At 67.9% G+C, this 18,216-nt stretch carries 15 protein-coding genes; 7 read left to right on the top strand and 8 right to left on the bottom strand.

Going from position 1 to position 18,216, the window contains the following annotated elements; translation table 11 throughout:
• Positions 1-43: 43 nt before the first annotated feature.
• A complete protein-coding gene (gene lipA / locus ACFVV0_RS15520) occupies positions 44-1,033 on the bottom strand; it encodes a lipoyl synthase (RefSeq protein WP_387064890.1) in 990 nt (329 codons plus the stop codon).
• Complete coding sequence (gene lipB / locus ACFVV0_RS15515; protein WP_387064887.1) at positions 1,030-1,665, bottom strand: lipoyl(octanoyl) transferase LipB; 636 nt, start codon at positions 1,663-1,665, stop codon at positions 1,030-1,032. Before lipB ends, lipA begins: the two co-directional genes overlap by 4 nt.
• 111 nt (positions 1,666-1,776) lie before the next feature.
• Between lipB and ACFVV0_RS15510 the strand changes: the two genes are divergently transcribed.
• On the top strand, positions 1,777-3,195 hold the full coding sequence (locus ACFVV0_RS15510; RefSeq protein ID WP_387064885.1) for a protein kinase: 1,419 nt from the start codon (positions 1,777-1,779) through the stop codon (positions 3,193-3,195).
• Here ACFVV0_RS15510 and sucB read toward each other — a convergent pair.
• The 3 genes from sucB to ACFVV0_RS15495 all read right to left on the bottom strand — a co-directional run bounded on the left by sucB (position 3,192) and on the right by ACFVV0_RS15495 (position 7,789).
• Complete coding sequence (gene sucB / locus ACFVV0_RS15505) at positions 3,192-4,754, bottom strand: 2-oxoglutarate dehydrogenase, E2 component, dihydrolipoamide succinyltransferase (RefSeq protein WP_387064882.1); 1,563 nt, start codon at positions 4,752-4,754, stop codon at positions 3,192-3,194. The two genes, ACFVV0_RS15510 and sucB, sit on opposite strands and share 4 nt — an antisense overlap.
• A 65-nt stretch (positions 4,755-4,819) precedes the next feature.
• Positions 4,820-6,193 carry a dihydrolipoyl dehydrogenase gene (lpdA, locus tag ACFVV0_RS15500; RefSeq protein WP_387064880.1) on the bottom strand — a complete coding sequence of 458 codons (1,374 nt, stop codon included), beginning with the start codon at positions 6,191-6,193 and terminating at the stop codon, positions 4,820-4,822.
• A gap of 105 nt (positions 6,194-6,298) precedes the next feature.
• Positions 6,299-7,789, bottom strand: coding sequence for a leucyl aminopeptidase (locus ACFVV0_RS15495; protein ID WP_387064877.1), 1,491 nt, complete (start codon positions 7,787-7,789; stop codon positions 6,299-6,301).
• Positions 7,790-7,899: 110 nt separating this feature from the next.
• On the opposite strand from ACFVV0_RS15495, the gene ACFVV0_RS15490 reads away from it, so the two are divergent.
• The 5 genes from ACFVV0_RS15490 (at position 7,900) to ACFVV0_RS15470 (ending at position 13,746) form a co-directional block, all read left to right on the top strand.
• Positions 7,900-8,832: a proteasome assembly chaperone family protein gene (locus ACFVV0_RS15490; RefSeq protein WP_387064874.1), complete on the top strand. Its 933-nt coding sequence runs from the start codon at positions 7,900-7,902 to the stop codon at positions 8,830-8,832.
• Positions 8,833-8,872: 40 nt separating this feature from the next.
• The gene (locus ACFVV0_RS15485; RefSeq protein WP_387064872.1) at positions 8,873-10,201 is read left to right on the top strand and encodes a nitrate/nitrite transporter; all 1,329 of its coding nucleotides are present in this window, start codon (positions 8,873-8,875) and stop codon (positions 10,199-10,201) included.
• Between the two features lie 198 nt (positions 10,202-10,399).
• A complete protein-coding gene (locus tag ACFVV0_RS15480) occupies positions 10,400-11,731 on the top strand; it encodes an RNA polymerase sigma factor (protein WP_387064869.1) in 1,332 nt (443 codons plus the stop codon).
• Positions 11,732-11,740: 9 nt separating this feature from the next.
• Positions 11,741-13,012 carry a MurT ligase domain-containing protein gene (locus ACFVV0_RS15475; RefSeq protein WP_387064866.1) on the top strand — a complete coding sequence of 424 codons (1,272 nt, stop codon included), beginning with the start codon at positions 11,741-11,743 and terminating at the stop codon, positions 13,010-13,012.
• Complete coding sequence (locus ACFVV0_RS15470) at positions 13,012-13,746, top strand: type 1 glutamine amidotransferase (RefSeq protein WP_387064863.1); 735 nt, start codon at positions 13,012-13,014, stop codon at positions 13,744-13,746. Before ACFVV0_RS15475 ends, ACFVV0_RS15470 begins: the two co-directional genes overlap by 1 nt.
• A 30-nt stretch (positions 13,747-13,776) precedes the next feature.
• Here ACFVV0_RS15470 and alr read toward each other — a convergent pair whose 3' ends face one another.
• The 3 genes from alr to ACFVV0_RS15455 are packed head-to-tail and all read right to left on the bottom strand — an operon-like array spanning position 13,777 to position 15,849.
• Positions 13,777-14,853, bottom strand: coding sequence for an alanine racemase (gene alr, locus ACFVV0_RS15465; RefSeq protein ID WP_387064860.1), 1,077 nt, complete (start codon positions 14,851-14,853; stop codon positions 13,777-13,779).
• Positions 14,850-15,557 carry an alanine racemase C-terminal domain-containing protein gene (locus tag ACFVV0_RS15460; RefSeq protein ID WP_387064857.1) on the bottom strand — a complete coding sequence of 236 codons (708 nt, stop codon included), beginning with the start codon at positions 15,555-15,557 and terminating at the stop codon, positions 14,850-14,852. Before ACFVV0_RS15460 ends, alr begins: the two co-directional genes overlap by 4 nt.
• Before the next feature lie 55 nt (positions 15,558-15,612).
• Positions 15,613-15,849, bottom strand: a complete 237-nt coding sequence (locus ACFVV0_RS15455) for a hypothetical protein (RefSeq protein WP_387064854.1) — start codon at positions 15,847-15,849, stop codon at positions 15,613-15,615.
• Between the two features lie 224 nt (positions 15,850-16,073).
• Here ACFVV0_RS15455 and ACFVV0_RS15450 point away from each other — a divergent pair, with 224 nt between their 5' ends.
• Positions 16,074-18,155 (top strand): type IIA DNA topoisomerase subunit B, encoded by a 2,082-nt coding sequence (locus tag ACFVV0_RS15450; RefSeq protein WP_387064851.1) that lies wholly within the window; start codon positions 16,074-16,076, stop codon positions 18,153-18,155.
• Positions 18,156-18,216 lie beyond the last annotated feature (61 nt).

Raw genomic sequence — 18,216 nt, 5'->3', positions numbered from 1 at the left:
AAGGATACCGGCTCAGCAGGGCGCACGGTGACGCTGTTCGCGCTCAGGAGACGGCCTGCGCGAAGCCGAGCGAAGCATCGGCGAGGTGCTGCAGCTCCGGGGCGACTTCGCGCCCTTTCGCCTTCATCGACTGCGCCCAGAGCCGGCCCGCCCGGTACGACGAACGCACGAGCGGTCCCGCGAGAACGCCCAGGAAACCGATCGCCTCAGCCTCCTCCTTGAGTTCCCCGAATTCGTCGGGATGCACCCACCGCGCGACCGGGAGATGCCTCGGACTCGGCCGGAGGTACTGCGTGATCGTGATGATGTCGGTACCCGCATCGTGCAGGTCGTGCAGGGCCTGGGTGACCTCGCCGCGTTCTTCGCCCATCCCGAGGATGAGGTTCGACTTGGTGATCAGACCGGCGGCGCGACCCTGCGTGATCACATCGAGCGAGCGCTCGTAGCGGAACGCCGGGCGGATGCGCTTGAAGATCCGGGGGACCGTCTCCACGTTGTGTGCGAACACCTCGGGCCGAGCCGAGAAGACCTCTCCGAGGTACTCCGGGTTGCCGGAGAAATCCGGAACGAGGATCTCGACGCCCGTTCCCGGACTCTGCCGGTGGATCTCGCGGATGGTCTCGGCGTACAGCCAGGAGCCCTCGTCGGCCAGGTCGTCGCGGGCGACACCCGTCACCGTGGCGTAGCGGAGGTTCATCCGCTGCACCGACTCCGCGACGCGTCGCGGCTCGTCCGTGTCGTAGTCGGCCGGCTTGCCCGTGTCGATCTGGCAGAAGTCGCAGCGGCGGGTGCATTGGGCGCCTCCGATGAGGAAGGTCGCCTCCCTGTCCTCCCAGCACTCGAAGATGTTCGGGCACCCGGCCTCCTGGCAGACGGTGTGGAGCTCTTCGCTCTTCACCAGGTTCTGCAGTTGGCGGTACTCCGGCCCCATTTTCGCTCTGGTCTTGATCCATTCGGGCTTGCGCTCGATCGGCGTCTGGGCGTTTCGGACCTCCAGGCGCAGCATCCGGCGCCCCTCGGGAACAGCGTTCATGCGACGGGCTCCAATTCGTGGGCGAAGCGGGCCCGGATGAGCGGTGCGACGTCCTGCGGCGTCACACTGCGACCCAGCACCCTGCTGATCGAGGTGATTCCGGCATCCCGGATGCCGCAGGCGACGATCGCGTCGTACGCCTCGAAGCCGTTCGAGCAGTTCAGGGCGAAGCCGTGCATCGTCACCCCCTCGGCGACGCGGATGCCGATCGCGGCGATCTTCTCGTCGCGCTGCATTCCGCGGATCCAGACGCCGGAACGGCCGCGTACGCGTTCACCGGTGACGCCCAGTTCCGCGAGCACGTCGATGAGGATGCCCTCCAGCCACCGCACGTAGCCCACCACGTCGATCGGTTCGGAGAGGCGGAGGATCGGGTACCCCACGAGCTGCCCTGGCCCGTGCCAGGTGATCTTCCCGCCGCGGTCGACATCGATGACGGGGGTGCCGTCGGTCGGCCTTTCGTCGGGCTCGGTGCGTTTGCCGGCGGTGTACACCGACGGGTGCTCGAGGAGGATGACGGTATCGGGCGCCCGGCCGGCAACAACGTCAGCGTGCAGGGCACGCTGCTGTTGAAGGGCCTCGAGATACGGCACGGAATTGGCGCTTAGTCCCGTGTCGATGAAGTCGACCACGGCTCCAGTCTATGTCGTCGGATTTCCTCCACAATTCCGCTCGGCGACGAGTTCTCCACTGCGTCGCCCGATCGACCCGGCGCGGCCAACGCCTCCGGTGGACTGGAACCCATGACCACATCGATCGAGAGCCTCGCTCGCCGTGCATCCGCCCTCGCCCTGCGCAACGGCTGGGAGGTGCTCCGCACGCTGTCGCACGGTGACCGTGAGCTGCGGCAGCTCGTCTCCCTCAGCGGCTCGCCGCAGCCGGCGCAGCTGTGCGTCCGTGCGGCGGGCGCACCCGAGCGGGAGGCGACGATCGCCGAGATCGAGGCACTCCGGGCGACCAGATCGGAGCACGTGCTGAAACTGATCGAAGTGCTTCCCCCGGCAGGTCGCCGGGGGCGCGCGAGCGGCGGGCCGCCACCGGCCCTCGTGCTGGAACACGCTCCGGGCGGCGACCTGGAGGTGCTGCTAGAACGGCGTGACAGCATTCGCGCTGGTGAGGCTTCGACCATTCTGCTGTCCGTGGCACGGGGGCTGGAGGCACTCCATCGGAGCGGGTGGGCGCACGGCGCGTTGACGACTCAGTGCGTGGTCTTCCGACGCGACGGATGCCCGGCGATCGCCTCGCTCGAAAATGCGCGGCCTGTATCGCTGCGGTCCGTCTACGACGATCGGACCGCCTTCCTGGAGCTGGCGGAGAAGGTGTCGGGGTCGGTCGCGCGAGGGGAGGGCGCCCGGATGCTGGCCGCGGTGCGCGGAGCCCTCGGCGTGTCCGGGTGGGAGGGTGTGGCTCACGCCCTGATCGGTGCGGCGGAGCCGGAGGCTGTGCTCCTGCCCTATCGGGCAGCCGAGCCGGATGCTGCGGAGCCCGTCGACGGCCGTCTCGGGATGCTCGTCGACGGGCATCCGGTCGCCGCCCTCGTGGGCGCCATGAGGGCGTGGGCGCGCACACGCAAGAAGGTCATCGCATTCGCGCTGGCGCCGGTCGCGGCCGTTGCGGTCGTGCTCGCCCTCCTGCCGGCGCCCGATGATCCTGGCCGCCAGGGCGGGGCCGATCATTCCCCGACAGCCGTCTCGCCCACGGGCCCGCGCACTCCCGAAGCCGACGAACTGGCGCGGGCCGAGAAGGAGACGGAGACGGAGTCCCGCGCCCTACCGAGCACAGCGCCGGAATCGGCAGACGACGCGGGCGACACCTCGGACGATCCGATTCGAACGGCCGAAGGTCTGCTCCGCACACGACACGCCTGTTTCGTGGCTGAGCGCCCGGTGACCCGGTGCTTGGAAGCGAGTGTGCAGGTCGGCTCGCCGTTGTTCCTGTCCGACTCGGCAGCCCTGGAGACGGCGGGTGCGGCCGACGAGCGTGATCTTCGGGGATTCGCGCTCGGGCTCGAACAGCAGTGGGGAGACGCGGTTCTCCTCTCGGTGACACCGCCGACCGCACGGGAGACCTCTGAGGAGGGGCACGCTGAAACCGGACCGGCCTCGCTCCTGATGGTCAGGAGCGAGGCCGGTTGGCGCTTGCGGGAGGTCTACCGCTACTAGACGCCGAGGTTGCCCTCGAAGTCGCCACCCTCGAGACGGTTCTTGACCGCGACGAGGAAGCGAGCGGCGTCGGCACCGTCGACGATGCGGTGATCGTACGACAGGGCGAGGTACACCGTGGAACGGATTGCGATCGATTCGGTTCCGTCGGCGGTGATCACCAGCGGCTTCTTCGACACGATGCCGGTGCCGAGGATAGCGACCTGCGGCAGGAACACGACGGGCGTGTCGAACAGGGCACCGCGCGAACCGGTGTTGGTCAGCGTGAACGTGCCACCGGCGAGCTCGTCCGGCTTCAGACGGTTGTCGCGCGTGCGCGCGGCGAGGTCCGCGATCTCCGTGGCCAGACCGGCGAGGTCGAGCTCGGAGGCGTTGCGGACCACCGGGGTCAGCAGGCCGCGCTCGGTGTCGACGGCGATCGACATGTTCTCGTGGTCCGGGTAGACGATCGTGTCGCCGTCGATCGTCGCATTGATCACGGGGTAGGTCTTCAACGCCTCGGCGGCGGCCAGAGCGAAGAACGGCAGGAAGGAGAGCTTCACGCCCGTCTTCGCCAGGAAGTCGCCCTTCACCTTGTCGCGGAAGGCAGCGACCTTGGTGACATCGACCTCTACCACGGACGTGAGCTGAGCGGACGACTGCATCGAGACGACCGCACGCTCCGCTACGACCTTGCGCAGCCGCGACATCGGCTGAACGGTGCCGCGCAGCGGGGAGACCTCTGCGACAGGAGCCGCGGCCGGGGCCGCCGCAGCAGGAGCGGCTGCCGGCGTTGCGGCCGACAGGATGTCCTCCTTGCGGATGCGTCCGCCGACACCGGTGCCGGTGACGGTCGACAGGTCGATGCCCTGCTCATTGGCGAACTTGCGAACGATCGGGGTCACGTAGCCGGCGTTGCCGGCGTGTGCGCCACCCGTCGAAGCGGGTGCGGCAGCGGCAGCCGGAGCAGCCTCGGCAACCGGTGCGGGAGCCGCGGCGTGCGAGGGAGCAGCAACCGGTGCGGCCTCCGCGACGGCGGGCTCCGCAGCCTGTGCGGGCGCTGCGGGGGCAGCTGCCGGCGCCTCGGGGGCAGCAGGGGCCTCCGCTGCGGGAGCCGGAGCTGCAACGGGCTGAGCCGGAGCCTCGGTCTGGACCGGGGCGGCCTCGGGGTGAGCGGGCGCTGCCGCCACAGCGGGTGCCGCTTCGACCGGCGCCGCCTGACCGGGTGCAGTCTCGACGGGCGCCGCCTGAGCGGGCGCAGCCTCGGCAGGTGCGGCTTCGGCCGGCGCCGCAACGGGCGCGGCCTCCTCCTGCGGAGCAGCCGGAGCCTCGCCGCCACCGGATCCGTCGCCGATGGTCACGAGCGCGGTGCCCACCTCGACCGTCTCGTCCTCCTGCACCAAGATCGCCTCGATGACGCCCGCGACGGGCGAGGGGATCTCGGTGTCGACCTTGTCGGTCGAGACTTCGAGCAGGGGCTCGTCCACCTCGACACGGTCGCCAACGTTCTTCAGCCAGCGGGTGACCGTGCCTTCCGTGACACTCTCGCCGAGTGCCGGGAGGCTGACGGATTCGCTCATGAGCTTGTCTCCTTCAAACCAATTCGTTCAGTAGCTTATTGCAGTCGCGTCGACGGCCGACGGACTTAGAGGGTGTGGAGCGGCTTGCCTGCCAGGTACAGGAACGCCTCGCCGAGCGACTCGTTCTGGGTGGGGTGCGCGTGGACGAACGGTGCGATGTCCTCGGGGTACGCCTCCCAGTTGACGACGAGCTGGGCTTCTCCGATGAGCTCGCCGACGCGTGCGCCGATCATGTGCACGCCGACGACGGGACCGTCGTTGACACGCACGACCTTGACCGTGCCGCTCGTGCCGATGATCTCGCTCTTGCCGTTGCCGGCCAGGCTGTAGTCGTAGCTCGAGATCTTGTCGGCGCCGTACTGCTCGGCGGCCTTCGCCTCGGTGAGACCGACAGATGCGACCTCGGGGTCGCAGTAGGTGACCTTGGGGATGTTGACGTCGGGAACGATGATCGGGTTCAGGCCCGCGATCTCCTCCGCGACGAAGATGCCCTGCTGGAAGCCGCGGTGTGCCAGCTGCAGGCCCGGGACGATGTCGCCGACGGCGTAGACGCCGGGGATGTTCGTGTGAAGACGCTCGTCGGTGATGACGAAGCCGCGGTCGAGCGTGATGCCGACCTCGTCATAGCCCAGGTTCGCGGTGACCGGCCCACGGCCGACGGCGACGAGCAGCAGCTCGGCGTCGACGGTGTCTCCGTTCTCGAGCGAGACGACCACACCGTTCTCGTGCTGGGTGACGCCCGCGAACCGCACGCCGAGACGGTAGTCGATGCCGCGGCGGCGGAAGGCGCGCTCGAGCGACTTGCTGATCGACTCGTCCTCATTGGGGACCAGGTGCGGGAGAGCCTCGATGATGGTCACCTCGGCGCCGAACGACTTCCAAACGCTCGCGAACTCGACGCCGATGACACCGCCGCCGAGCACGGCGACCTTCTTCGGGACGAAGTCGAGTTCGAGGGCCTGCTCGCTGGTGATCACGCGGCCGCCGATCTCGAGGCCGGGAAGCGACCGCGAGTACGAGCCCGTGGCCAGAACGATGCTCTTGCCGGTGATGGTGTCGTCGCCGACCTGCACGGTGGTCGGGGAGGTCAGACGACCCTCACCCTCGATGACCGTGATGTTGCGCGCCTTGACGAGGCCCTGCAGGCCCTTGTACTTCTTGGCGACGATTCCCTGGCGGTATTCGGTGACGCCGTTGATGTCGATGCCCTGGAACTCGGTGAGAATTCCGTACTTGGACGACTCGCGGGAGTAGTCGGCCACCTCGGCCGCGTGCAGCAGCGCTTTGGTGGGGATACAACCGCGGTGCAGGCAGGTGCCTCCGACCTTGTCTTTCTCGATCATGCCGACAGTGAAACCAAGCTCGGCCGCACGCAGCGCAGCTGCGTAGCCTCCACTTCCACCACCGAGCACCACAATGTCAAAGTTCTGCTCAGACACCCAGCTACTCCCTCGCGCATCAGGATTCGTGACACGACCCTGCCCCGAATCTGTCAGACGTGGGCAGGCGTTGAACGGCAAGATTTTCTTGCCTCTACGACCTTACTACTGTCGGGAAAAGTCCTCGGCCAACCGGATGAGGGCGCGCACGGTCACCGCGGTCGGTCCTTTGCCCGTGAATCCGAACGGTGACGCCGGACCCTTGGCGGGACCGGCGATGTCCAGGTGCGCCCACGGGATGCGTGGTGAATCCTCCGTGTCTGCTGTGCGTCCGACGAACTCCTGCAGAAAGACGCCTGCAAGGAGCATCCCGCCTGCAGTGTTGCCCGGATTCGCGTTCGCGATGTCGGCGACGTCCGAGTTGATCGTCGCGCGCAGCTCGCCGGGGAGAGGCATCGGCCAGAGCAGCTCTCCGCTCGCCTTGGCTGCGCCGACCACCCGGTCGACGAGGTCGTCGTCGCCCATCACTGCGCCGTAGCGCGTACCGAGAGCGACGAGTGCGGCCCCGGTGAGCGTGGCGACGTCCACGATGGCGTCGGGGTGCTCTTCGCTCGCTGCGACCAGCCCGTCGGCCATCACCAGACGGCCCTCCGCATCCGTGTTCAGCACCTCGACCGTGCGGCCGCCCCGGATGCGCAGCACGTCGTTCGGGCGGATCGCCGAGCCCGAGGGCATGTTCTCGGCCACGCAGAGCCACGCGGTCACGCGAACGGGCAGCGCCAGCGTCGCGGCGGCGAGCGTGACGGCGAGAACGGTCGCAGCGCCGGTCATGTCGTACTTCATCCCGACCATGCCCGTCGGCGGCTTGAGGGAGAGGCCGCCGGTGTCGAAGGTGATGCCCTTGCCCACGAGCGCGAGATGCTTTGCGGCGCCTGCGGGGGAGTAGCTCACTTTGACCAGTCGCGGGGGGCGGACGGAGCCCTGGCCGACCCCGAGGATGCCGCCGAAGCCCTGCTCGGCGAGCTCCTTCTCGTCCCACACCGTGATCTCGACAGGCAGTCCACCCGCCGCGTCACGCGCCGCCTGGGCGAAGGTCTCGGGATAGAGGTCGAGCGGCGGGGTGTTCACGAGGTCCTTCACCAGGGAGGCGGCACCCGCGACGGCCGCGGCGCGGGCGATCAGCGCGTCGCCGTCAGACGTGGCCTCGCCGAGCACCTCGATCGTCTCGACCGGCTCTTTCACTGCCGCCCGGGAGGCCTCGCGGTACGACGTGAAGGCGTACGAGCCGAGCGCCGCGCCCTCGAGCACCGCGGCGAGCTGGTCGTCCCGCTCGGTCGGAAAGGCCACGGTGACAGCGGGCGTTCCGGCAAGCTGCCGGATGCCGGATCCCGCCGCGTAGCGAAGCGCGTCGGTGTCGGGTGCGTCGGCGATGCCGATGACCGCGATCGAAGGCATGCCGGGCGCGCCGGGCAGACGCACCAGCTCATCCCTGCCTCCGCCGAACCCGACGGCGTCGAGCTGAGAGGGCACGGACTCGAATCCGTCAGGAGGGAAGACGACCGCGGAGCCGTCGACGACGCGCGCACCGATCAGCACGACGCCGGAAGAAGAGGAGGGGAGGGATGCGGTGGTCAGCGAGAGGGAAGGAACCGTCATGCTCTCGAATCTAGTCGTCCGATCGGCTGTGGCTGGCTGTTCGCTGTGGGCGTGTGCCTTCGCAGGGCGTTCGCAAGATTCTCGCGCGGGCGTCGGCCTAGAGTTAAAAGATGCACGATCCTGCCGAACTGTACGACCTGAATCCGGCCCTCGCCGAGGTGCCGGAAGGTCTCAACCTGGTCGCTGGCCTCACCGGCTTCGCCGACGCGGGTTCGGGCGTGAGCCAGCTCGGCAGCTACCTGCTCGGAACCCTCGACAACGAGGTCGTCGCCACCTTCGACGCCGACATCCTGCTCGACTATCGTGCGCGTCGGCCGATCATCTACTTCGATCAGGACCATCTGACCGACTACCAGCCCGCGACGCTCAAGCTCTACCTCGCGTACGACGAGCTGCGCCAGCCGTTCCTCATGCTCTCCGGATTCGAACCCGACTTCCAGTGGGAACGGTTCACCCAGGCGGTGCTCGGGCTGATCGACACCCTGAAGGTGAAGAGCGTCACGTGGGTGCACGCCATCCCGATGCCGGTTCCGCACACCCGACCGATCGGTGTGACGGTGAGCGGCAACCGCGCCGACCTCATCGAGACGATGTCGATCTGGCGTCCGCACACGCAGGTGCCCGCCAACGCGCTGCACCTGCTCGAATTCCGCCTGCAGCAGCTGTCGTATCCGATCGCGGGCTTCATCCTGCTCATTCCGCACTACCTGTCCGACACGGAGTACCCGGCCGCGGCGATCACCGCCCTCGACAGCATCAGCGCGGCCACGGGCCTTATCTTCCCGACCGACAGACTGCGCCAGGAAGACCGCGAGTTCATTGCGAACATCGACGAGCAGGTAGCCGGCAACGCCGAGCTCGGCCGGCTGGTCGGAACGCTCGAGGAGCGACACGACAGCTACATGGAAGACAATCAGCTGCGCTCGCCGCTGACGGACGAAGACGGTGAGCTCCCCTCGGCTGACGAGATCGCGGCGGAACTCGAGAACTTCCTGGCCTTCCGCCGCCACGGCGACGAAGAGAACGGCCCCACCTCGAGCTGATGCGGCAGGGCGCCTCCGCCCGCAGTAATACGCTTGTGGAGTGAATTCGCGTCGCGCCTGGTTCGTTTACGGAGTCGGCGTCTTCGCCTACCTGGTCGCGGTCACACAGCGCACGACCATTGGCGTCGCGGGTGTGGCGGCCACCGAACGGTTCCACAGCACGGCCTCTGTGCTCTCGACGCTCGCCGTCGTCCAGTTGATCGTCTACGCGGCCATGCAGATCCCGGTCGGCGTTCTGATCGACCGTGTCGGATCGCGCTGGCTCATGGCCGTCGGAACAGCCCTCATGATCGTCGGGCAGGTGACCGTGGCGATTGCGCCTTCGATCGGGGTCGCGATCGTGGGGCGGATTCTGGTCGGGGCAGGGGATGCGACGGTCTTCACCTCGCTCATGCGTCTGACGAACTCGTGGTTCCGCGGCAAGATCGTGCCTCAGCTCTCACAGTGGATCGGCAACATCGGGCAGCTGGGGCAGGTGCTCTCCGCCGTGCCGTTCGCGATCATCCTGCACCAGTCGGGCTGGACGACCGCGTTCCTGAGCGCAGCATCCCTCTCGGTGGTCGCCTTCATCGGGATCGTCGCCGTCATCACAGACCGGCCGGTCGGTTCGGATGAGGGCCCACGGCCGGCGACCTGGGGGGAGTCGCTCCGTCAGCTCCGGGTCAGCCTCGCCCGGCCGGGTACGCAGCTCGGCTTCTGGTCGCATTTCGTCACGCAGTCGTCGGGAACGGTGTTCAGCCTGATGTGGGGTGTCCCGTTCATGGTCTACGCGCTCGGGATCGACCCGGCCGAGGCATCCGGGCTGCTCATCGTCTCCGTCGTCGCGGGCCTCATCTCCGGACCGATCCTCGGGCTGCTGACCGCGCGATACCCGCTGCGGCGCAGCAACCTCGTTCTCGGGATCGTCGCACTGATGGGCGTGGTCTGGGCGTTGATGCTGCTCTGGCCGGGGACTCCACCGTTCTGGCTGCTCATCCTGCTGCTCATCGCGATCGGTATCGGCGGTCCCGGCTCGTTGATCGGCTTCGACTTCGCCCGCACCTTCAACCCGCTGCGCAGCCTGGGATCGGCGAACGGCATCGTGAACGTCGGTGGATTCCTCGCCAGCTTCGTCATGATGTTCCTGATCGGCGTCCTCCTCGACTGGGAGAACTCGATCCGGATCGCGTCCGGGGGAGCGTCCGACCTGTATGCGCTCGATTCCTTCCAGTGGGCGTTCGTGGTGCAATACGTCATCGTCGGCATCGGGGTCGGGTTCCTGATCCACGCGCGGCGCCGGACGCGCCGCCGTCTCTCCGAAGAAGAGGGAATAGAAGTGGCCCCCCTCTGGGTTGCATTAAGCGCAGCGTGGAGGAGACGCGGCCACTGAAGAGTGGTAAGGGGGCACTGCCGTTTCGTGCAATAATTGACTTTCGGACCCGTTCATATCCAGGGGCACGGAGCATCTATGATGCCCGGCGCGCAGACCCAGGACTTGACATGGGTCTTAGTAATGTCCGCACGCAACCTGAGCCAGGCCCAGGCGCACGAATCTCGGCCCCTACTGCTTGGTATGAAAGGTGTTCACATGGCAACCCGTGCAGCAACAGGTTCCGTCAAGTCGGGAACGGCCGTAGCCGAACCCGAGCTCGACGAGACCGCCGCCGCCCCGAAGGCGGCTAAGACCGCGGCCAAGCCGGCCGCGAGCAAGGCTCCGGCCAAGAAGGCTCCGGTGAAGAAGGCGGCCGCTAAACCCAAGGGTCGCGCCGCGAAGGGCGACGACGACGAGGTCGGCGACGACGAGGCCGTCGAGATCGACGAGGACGAGGTGGCAGAGGTCGAGGAGACCGAGACCGACGAGGTCGAGGCGAAGACCGATGACGACAGCGATTCCGACACCGAGGCCGAGAAGCCGGCCGCGGCCGACGAGCCTCTGCCGACCGGAGCGCTCGTACTGCGCGCGGTCGACGAAGACGACGACATCCCGGTCTACTCGACCGCGATCACCGGCGCCACCGCCGACCCGGTCAAGGACTACCTGAAGCAGATCGGCAAGGTCGCCCTGCTGAACGCGGCCGAAGAGGTCGAGCTCGCAATGCGCATCGAGGCCGGTCTGTTCGCCGAGGACAAACTCGCGAACACGCCGAACATGCCCAAGGAGCTCGAGCGCGAACTGCGCTGGGTCGCCCGCGACGGTCAGCGTGCCAAGAGCCACCTGCTCGGCGCGAACCTCCGTCTGGTCGTCTCGCTCGCGAAGCGTTACACCGGTCGCGGGATGCAGTTCCTCGACCTGATCCAGGAAGGCAACCTGGGCCTCATCCGTGCCGTCGAGAAGTTCGACTACACCAAGGGGTTCAAGTTCTCGACCTACGCCACCTGGTGGATCCGTCAGGCGATCACCCGCGCAATGGCCGACCAGGCCCGCACCATCCGCATCCCCGTGCACATGGTCGAGGTCATCAACAAGCTGGCGCGCGTCCAGCGTCAGATGCTGCAGGACCTGGGCCGCGAGCCCACGCCCGAGGAGCTGAGCCGCGAGCTCGACATGACCCCGGAAAAGGTCATCGAGGTGCAGAAGTACGGCCGCGAGCCGATCTCGCTGCACACTCCTCTCGGTGAAGACGGCGACAGCGAGTTCGGCGACCTGATCGAGGACACCGAGGCGGTCGTTCCGGCCGACGCGGTGGGCTTCACGATGCTGCAGAAGCAGCTCGAGAGCCTGCTCGACTCGCTCTCCGAGCGCGAGGCCGGCGTGATCCGCATGCGCTTCGGTCTCGGCGACGGGATGCCGAAGACGCTCGACCAGATCGGTGACACGTTCGGCGTGACGCGTGAGCGCATCCGCCAGATCGAGTCGAAAACGATGGCGAAGCTGCGCCACCCGTCCCGCTCGCAGTCGCTCCGCGACTACCTCGAGTAGGCCGAAGGAGTGCGCTACAGGCTGGCGGTCGTTGCAGGTCGCTTCGCCCGCTGGCTGCTGCGCTTGCGCGGCGGCGGCTCGGCCGTTCCCGGCCGGGTCGCCCTCGCGATCGCGCCGAAATTCTTGGAGCGTTCGGTCAGCAGGCTGCCGCTCGGCCTCGTGTTCGTGTCGGGCTCGAACGGCAAGTCGACCACGACGAACATGCTCGCGGGCATCCTTCGAGAGCATGGCCTGACCGTCTTCACGAATCCTTCCGGCGGCAATCTGCCGCAGGGCATCGCCTCGGCGCTACTCGCCACCGTTCCGCTCGACGGCTACGTGCGCGGGGACGTCGGCGTGATCGAGGTCGATGAGGCGTACGGTGTCGACCTCGCCACCCTGCTGAAGCCTCGCGGTTCCCTCCTGCTCAACGTGCAGATCGACCAGCTCAACCGCTTCTTCGAACCCACCCGGGTGGTGGGGATGCTCCGCTCCATCGGTGCGTCGTCCTCTGATTTCGTCGTGGTCAACGCCGATGACGACAGCCTCGCGCGGGTCGGGGCGGAACTGGCAGCGGAGGGAAGGGACGTCGCGACGTTCGCCGTCGCGCCCGACCTCATCGCCGCCTCCCCGAACGGTCTGGCCAACGTGGAGGATTTCTCTGGCGCCGCCGTTTCCGACGCGCCGGCTCCGCTCGTGCGCGTCAGCGAGCTGAACGCGCTCACCGCCCGGCTCGAGGTCGCCGGCGAGGGTTTCGAGATCGCACTGCCCGCGCGCGGCCTGCACTACGCCGTCGACGCTGCCGGTGCGACGGCGACGGCGCGCCGCGTGCTCGGCGACCGCTTCAGCGCGGACGCCGTTGTGCGAGCCATGTCATCTCTTCGCACGGTCTACGGTCGCGGTGAGACCCTCAGGGTCGGCGACGAGGACATCGAGATCATCATGATGAAGAACCCGCCGAGCCTCCAGCTCAACCTCGACTACCTGGACGAGGCGCCCGAGCAGGTATTCGTCGCTGTCGACGAGGGCACGCCCGATCCATCGTGGGTGTACGACATCGACCTTTCCAAGCTCGATCGCGTCGACATGGTCTCGGGCACGAAGGCCTGGCAGTTCGCCACGCGCTTCGCCTATGCAGGGATCCCGGTCGGCTCCGTCGAGCCGGAGCTGCTGCCCGCTCTGACCGCCTTCCTCGAGCTTCCCAAGCCGACCCGCGGCACCAAGACCATGATCGTGAACTACGAGCAGATGATGCTCATCCGCAAGCACCTCGGTTTCCTCGACCTGGAGGGCGGCGAGTGATGACCGGTTTGCGCATCCTGCACCTGTACCCCCGCGAGCTCGGGATCAACGGTGACGTCGGCAACGTCGTCGCTCTGGTCGAGCGCGCCCGGTGGCGCGGAATCGACGCCGAAGTGCTGCACCACGAGGTCGGCGACGGACTTCCCGACGACGTGGACATCGTCCACATCGGCAGCGGCCCGCTCTCCTCGCAGCGCGTGGTCCTGGAAGACGTTCAGCGCATCGCTCCGACACTTCGAGCATGGCGGGATGCGGGCGTGCCGATCCTGGCGATCGCCGGCGGCTGGCAGCTCCTCGGCTCCGAGATCGTGACGGCCGATGGCGAGCGGCTCCCCGGCGCGGGGGTCTTCCCGTCCCGCGCGCAGCTGACCGCTGCACGCCAGGTCGGCGAGATGATCGTCCGCACGGCGGACGGTGTGCTGGCCGGCTTCGAGAACCACTCCGGGCGGACGATTCTCGAGGGCGACGAGCCGTTGGGGACCGTTCTGAGCGGCGCCGGGAACGGCGATTCCGAGCGGAGTGAGGGAGTGCAGGTCGCCGCTGCGATCGGAACCCACCTGCACGGTCCCGTGCTGCCGATGAACCCGGCGCTGGCCGACCGCATCCTCGCGACAGCGCTCGAACGTTCGGGGGACTCGAGGTCGTTGACCGCCGTCGCCGAGGTCCGCGCCGTCGACGGCTACGCGGCGAACGCCCGGCGTGCCATCGCCGACCGCCTCGGCGTACGACTCTGACCACGCATCCGGGTGCGGGTCGGCGCCGGGTCAGCCGATGTAGACGCGGGGAACGCGGGACGACACACCGGTGACCATCTCGTCTCCGATCGTCTCCGCCCAGTCGGCCCAGGTCTCGGCGATCGGTTCGCCATTGACACCGGGACCGAAGACGATGGCCGTGTCACCGACCCGGATGCGGTCCGTGCCGACATCGACGAGCATCGAATCGGCCTCGACCGACACCACCTGACGGCGGATCCCGCCGATGGCGACGTGCGCCTTGGCGATTCCCAGCGTCGGAAGGCCGTCCGCGAAGCCGATGCCGAGCCTGGCATGACCGGTTCCCCCGACATGCACCTCGGTGACCGGGGCCTCCAAGCGCATGACCGGAACCAGCCCGAGCTCGGCGCCGGTGCTGTCGTCGAACGGCGAGATGCCGTACGCGGCGATGCCGAAACGAACCAGATCGAGGCGGGCTTCTGGCATCCGGATGCCAGCAGAGCTCGCCGCGAGGTGCAGCACCTCGAAGGTGGCGCCGAGCTCCTCGGCGACCAGCACCGCGCGGCGGAACTCCGCCAGTGCAGCTTCGTCGTCGCGCATCGAGGCGTCGGCGAGGTGCGACCAGGCGGCCCGGATGTGCACGACACCGCGTCTCTGAAGCTCGAGGGCCGCTTCGACCAGTCCTGGCCATTCCTCGACGGTGGCGCCGTTTCGGCTGAGGCCGGTGTCGACTTTCAGGTGTATGACAGCGGGCCGGTCGGCGCCTGCAGCGGCGATGGCGTCGAGCTGCCAGCGGGCCGAGATGCCGAGTTCGATATCGGCCTCGATCCCGGCGCGGAAGTCGGTCTGCGTTCCATGCAGCCAGGCGAGCAACGGCACGGTCACCCCGGCGTGGCGCAGCACCAGCCCGGCCGGGATCTCGAGTACGGCGAGCGAGGTGGCACCGGCTTCGAGGCCCGCCTGGGCGACCGGAAGCAACCCGTGGCCGTACGCATCGGCCTTGACGGCGAGCATCACCTCGGAGGGAGCGATCAGCGTGGCGAGGGCGGAGACGTTGTGGCGCAGCGCCGCCAGGTCGATGACGGCCTGTGGAAGCGGCTCTGCGATGGCATCGGTGATCGTCACGCGTGGTACACCCTCTCGATGCGGCGGCCGAGACGGCTGGTGATCACCGGGGCGGCGATCCCGATGACGTCCGCCCAGTCGAGGATACTGGGCTCGCCGTTCTCAGGATCGCCGAAGAGCACAGCACGGTCGCCGGGCGCGGCGTCCGTTCCGTCGAGGTCGACCACGAACTGGTCCATCGCGATGCGGCCCGTCACCCGGCCGGTGAAGTCGCCGATCCGCACGGGTGCCTTGTTGGTGGCCACGCGGGGGATGCCGTCGGCGAACCCCAGCGCAATGAGCGCGAGAGTGGTCGGCTTGGCTGTGCGGTACGTGTAGCCGTAGGACACGCCACGATCGGCGCCGACCCGCTTCACGGCGATGACCTCGCCGACCAGGGTGAGCGCGGGGGCAGCCGGATGCGCGGGGTCGAGGCCGAAGATCTCCGGACCGATCAGCGGCCCGGGCGCGTGCCCGGCCGAGATCGTCCCGACGGAGACAGCGTGGATCCCCGCATCGGCCAGAGCCGCAGCATCCTCGTACCGGGAGACGAGAAAACCGCCGACCCCCGCATCCTTCAGCGCATGTGCCACGGGCAGTAGCCCGTGACCATACGCGTCGGCGCGGAGATCGGCGGTCGAGTCGGTGAGGGTGGAACCAGCGGCGGCGGAGGCAACGACATTGCCGACGATTGCTCCGAGGTCGACGTGAGCGTGCCTGCGCACACCCGTCGCCTGCGGCGTCATCGTCTGCTGGACTTCGTTGAGCGAGTGCTGGCGGTTACGCGCGCTGGTCTTCGAAGAGACGTGCAGTCTCGTCGTGCCAGCTGTGCGCGATCTGCGACAGCTTCTCCTCGTGCTTCTTGCCGTGGTGAGCGCAGAAGAGGAGCTCTCCGTTGTTCACGACAACGCGAATGTACGCCTGGGCGCCGCAGCTGTCGCAACGGTCGGCCGCCGTCAGTTGCGGCCCCGATGCGAGCTCGTCAACCGCACCGTTCTCCGTGGTGATCGTCGACATGTGATGCTCCTTTCAGATCGCAACCGGTGAACTCGGTATCTATATAGAACCACGTTCTGCAGGGAACCCTGCGTGATTTGCCTGCTATTTCGCTCAACGCGTAGCTGTTACCCAGGCGGGTGTCGGTGACAGGAGCGGCGTTGCGAAGTGCTTAGGCTGGAAGGTGGCATGGCGCCGGCATTCACAGCAACCCGCGGCGCCTCGACTTCTTGCAAGGAGCGCTCGTGGCGAGCTCGGACTATTCGGCCAGACATCTCTCCGTTCTGGAGGGGCTGGAGGCGGTGCGAAAGCGCCCCGGCATGTACATCGGGTCGACGGACTCGCGCGGACTCATGCACTGTCTGTGGGAGATCATAGACAACTCGGTCGACGAGGCTCTCGCCGGGCACGGTGACAGCATCGAGCTCATCCTGCACTCCGACAGCAGTGTCGAGGTGCGCGACAGCGCCCGCGGCATCCCCGTCGACATCGAACCCAAGACGGGTCTGAGCGGCGTCGAGGTCGTCTTCACCAAGCTGCACGCCGGGGGCAAGTTCGGGTCGGGCTCGTACGCGGCCTCGGGCGGTCTGCACGGGGTCGGCGCGTCCGTGGTCAACGCCCTGTCCGAGCGCCTCGACGTCGAAGTCGACCGTGACGGCAAGACCTACGCGATGTCGTTCCACCGCGGCGAGCCGGGAACCTTCGCCGACACGGGCGAACCCGCCCCGGATGCGCCGTTCACGCCGTTCGAGAAGGGCAGCGAACTGCGCATCGTCGGCAAGGTGAAGCGCGGAGTGACCGGCACGCGCATCCGGTACTGGGCCGATCGGCAGATCTTCACCAAGGGCGCCGAGTTCCAGACCGACGATCTGATCGGCCGCGCTCGTCAGACGGCCTTCCTCGTTCCGGGCATCCGTCTCTCGATCGACGACCGTCGCAGCCCCGACGGGGAGACGACGACGTTCTCGTACCAGGGCGGTATCTCGGAGTTCGTCGACTTCCTCGCACCGGACAGCCCGATCACCGACACGTGGCGTCTGACGGGCGAGGGGCACTTCACCGAGACGGTTCCCGTGCTCTCCGACTCGGGCGCGATGATGCCCACCGAGCTGCGGAGGGACTGTCACGTCGATATCGCGCTGCGGTGGGGCACCGGCTACGAGACGGTGATGCGCAGCTTCGTGAACATCATCGCCACGCCGAAGGGCGGGAGTCACCAGGCCGGGTTCGACCAGGGCATGCTCAAGTTCCTCCGGCAGCAGATCGAGCAGAACGCGCGCCGCCTGAAGGTCGGCAACGACAAGCTGGAGAAGGACGACGTGATGGCAGGGCTCACCGCTGTGCTCACGGTGCGCCTTCCCGAGCCGCAGTTCGAGGGCCAGACCAAGGAGGTCCTCGGCACCCCGGCCGTGCGCGCCATCGTGGCCCAGGTCGTGCAGAAGACGATGAACGAGCGATTCACCTCGCCGAAACGCGACGACAAGGCGCAGTCCTCGCTGCTGCTCGACAAGGTCGTGGCCGAGATGAAGTCGCGCATCTCGGCGCGCGCCCACAAGGAGACGCAGCGCCGCAAGAATGCGCTGGAGACCTCATCCCTGCCCGCCAAACTCGTCGACTGCCGGTCGAGCGACGTCAGCAACAGCGAGCTCTTCATCGTGGAGGGAGACTCGGCGCTCGGAACCGCGCGGCGAGCCCGCGACAGCGAGCACCAGGCGCTGCTGCCGATCCGCGGCAAGATCCTGAACGTGCAGAAGGCGTCGGTCTCCGACATGCTCTCGAACCAGGAGTGCGCGGCGATCATCCAGGTGATCGGGGCCGGGTCCGGGCGCAGCTTCGATCTGTCGACGGCGCGCTACGGCAAGATCATCATCATGAGCGACGCGGATGTGGATGGCGCGCACATCCGCACCCTGCTGCTCACGCTGTTCTTCCGTTACATGCGCCCGATGATCGAGGACGGCCGGGTGTTCGCCGCCGTGCCGCCGCTGCACCGCGTCATCGTGATGAACCCCGGCTCGAAACCGAACGAGACCATCTACACCTACTCGGAGGCGGAGTTGCAGGCCGTGCTCGCGGACCTGAAGAAGCGTGGCAAGCGCTACCAGGAGCCGATCCAGCGCTACAAGGGTCTCGGCGAGATGGATGCGGACCAGCTGGCGACCACGACGATGGATCGCAAGCATCGCACACTGCGCCGCGTGCGCGTTCCCGACGCGGAGCAGGCCTCCAAGGTCTTCGAGCTCCTCATGGGCAACGATGTCGCGCCCCGCAAGGAGTTCATCATCGCCGGAGCCGACGACCTCTCCCGCGCCCGCATCGACGCCTGACCGCGCCGCGCCGCGCGCCGCTGCTCGCGCTCGCGCTCAGCGCGGCCGGCGCGAAGCCGCC

Source organism: Leifsonia sp. NPDC058230 (genome assembly GCF_042882245.1).
Lineage (GTDB): Bacteria > Actinomycetota > Actinomycetes > Actinomycetales > Microbacteriaceae > Leifsonia.
This window is presented reverse-complemented; position numbering and strand designations above follow the sequence as displayed.

Coding starts and splice junctions, on each gene's coding strand:
- ACFVV0_RS15495 (WP_387064877.1), bottom strand. CDS start 7,789: ATGACGGTTCCTTCCCTCTCGCTGACCACCGCATCCCTCCCCTCCTCT.
- sucB (WP_387064882.1), bottom strand. CDS start 4,754: ATGAGCGAATCCGTCAGCCTCCCGGCACTCGGCGAGAGTGTCACGGAA.
- ACFVV0_RS15470 (WP_387064863.1), top strand. CDS start 13,012: ATGACCGGTTTGCGCATCCTGCACCTGTACCCCCGCGAGCTCGGGATC.
- lipA (WP_387064890.1), bottom strand. CDS start 1,033: ATGAACGCTGTTCCCGAGGGGCGCCGGATGCTGCGCCTGGAGGTCCGA.
- ACFVV0_RS15490 (WP_387064874.1), top strand. CDS start 7,900: ATGCACGATCCTGCCGAACTGTACGACCTGAATCCGGCCCTCGCCGAG.
- ACFVV0_RS15480 (WP_387064869.1), top strand. CDS start 10,400: ATGGCAACCCGTGCAGCAACAGGTTCCGTCAAGTCGGGAACGGCCGTA.
- ACFVV0_RS15455 (WP_387064854.1), bottom strand. CDS start 15,849: ATGTCGACGATCACCACGGAGAACGGTGCGGTTGACGAGCTCGCATCG.
- ACFVV0_RS15510 (WP_387064885.1), top strand. CDS start 1,777: ATGACCACATCGATCGAGAGCCTCGCTCGCCGTGCATCCGCCCTCGCC.